Source organism: Glycomyces salinus, from assembly GCF_016428645.1.
Taxonomy (GTDB): Bacteria; Actinomycetota; Actinomycetes; order Mycobacteriales; family Micromonosporaceae; genus Glycomyces; species Glycomyces salinus.
Window position 1 is genome coordinate 1 of the sequence record NZ_JAELXW010000181.1, and the last position, 1,760, is coordinate 1,760.

The following is a 1,760-nucleotide window of genomic DNA, read 5'->3' on the forward strand; positions in this document are numbered from 1 at the left end:
CACCGCAGGAGACGACCCACCGCGACCGGCAACCACCGGCAACCACCGGCCAACGGAAAGGAGGACGCCGCCACATGGCCGACACCATCACGCCCGGAAACACACCGACCGACGCACCTGGAGCGGGCATGCGCCGATTGGTGAACACCGAGTCCGGAATTTGGGATATGAAGTCTCGAGAGTCGGCTCTCGATGCCTGGGTGCCCCCATTTCCTCCTCGGTGACCGGCCTTGGAGGCGAGCCCTTGACTTCGGATCGCTATATTGACACACTCCTATGTAATTGATTGGGAGCGCTTCCGCGTCGAAGTCAGTACAGCGAAAGGCATCGAAACATGCGAGTAGACCGAAGACGAAGGCGAACCGCGATCCTCGGCGCGGCCGTCGCCGCGTTCAGTGCCGGCGCCGTCGCGATCGTCGCGGCGCAGGGGGCGAGCGCCGAGGAGGGCTGCGAGGTCCACTACGAGGTCGTCAACGACTGGGGCTCGGGCTTCCAGGCCAACGTCGGCATCACCGCGGGCGAGCCGATCGACGGCTGGACGGTCGAGTGGGACTTCACCGGTGCTGTCTCCGGCATCAGCGCCTGGAACGTCTCCGACCAATCTCTGAGCGGATCGCACTTCACCGCCTCCGACGCGGGCTGGAACGGCTCGATCGCCTCCGGTCAGACCGTCGAGGTCTTCGGCTTCACCGCCGACGGCACCGCCGGCGACATCGCCGACGCCGAGATCAACGGCGTCCTGTGCGGTGAGAGCGGCGACGACCCGACGACCGACCCCGAACCGACCGATCCCGAGCCCACCGACCCGGCGCCCGAGGGCACCCCGGTCGAGGAGCACGGGCAGCTCCACGTCTGCGGCGCATACATGTGCGACCAGGACGACCGGACCGTGCAACTGCAAGGCGTCTCGAGCATGTGGCTGCACTGGCAGACGCAGCCGTACGCGCAGAATCTCACCGCGCTGGAGTGGATGCGCGACAACTGGAACATCGAGGTCTTCCGCGTCGCCATGGGCGTCGAGCCCGAGGGCGCCTACCTGTCCGATCCGGACCACTGGCGTGCCGAGGTCGAGACCGTGATCGAGAACGCCGCCACCGCGGGCGTCTACGTCATCGTCGACTTCCACGCGCACCACGCGCACCAGCACCAGTCCGAGGCGGTCGACTTCTTCAGCGACCTGGCCGACCGGTACGGGCACCTGCCGAACATCATCTGGGAGCCCTACAACGAGCCCGAGCAGGTCTCCTGGAGCGACACCGTCAAGCCCTACCACGAGGCCGTGGTCGCCTCGATCCGCGAGCACGACCCCGACAACATCATCGTGCTCGGCTCACCCACCTGGTCGCAGGACGTCGACGTGGCCGCGGGCGACCCGGTCTCGGGCACGAACCTGATGTACACGCTGCACTTCTACTCCTGCACCCACACCGGCTGGCTCAGAGACAAGGCCGACACCGCGCGCGACGCCGGGCTGGCCCTGTTCGTCACCGAGTGGGGCGCGAGCGCGGCCGACGGCGGCCTGGACGGCCAGGTCTGCCTCAATGAGGCGCAGCTCTGGATCGACTGGATGGCGGACAACCAGGTCTCCTGGACCGCATGGAAACTCGACGTCGGCGACGACTCGACCAACCTGTTGTCCCAGGGCGCGCCGGTCACCGGCGGATGGGACGACTACCTGCACGGCCACGCGCCGTTCGTAGTGGACAATATGGACTAGCCCCAATGCCGTTCGGTTAGGGCTGGGGTGTTGGTGTCAAGCC

General features: G+C 67.0%; 1 protein-coding gene. It reads left to right on the forward strand.

Annotated elements, in window-relative coordinates; genetic code table 11:
* The first annotated feature begins 334 nt into the window (after positions 1-334).
* A complete protein-coding gene (locus JFB92_RS24940; RefSeq protein ID WP_199044656.1) occupies positions 335-1,717 on the forward strand; it encodes a cellulase family glycosylhydrolase in 1,383 nt (460 codons plus the stop codon).
* Positions 1,718-1,760: the final 43 nt, after the last annotated feature.

Excerpts from the sequence above, each read along its gene's own strand:
- JFB92_RS24940 (WP_199044656.1), top strand. The coding sequence starts at position 335 with ATGCGAGTAGACCGAAGACGAAGGCGAACCGCGATCCTCGGCGCGGCC.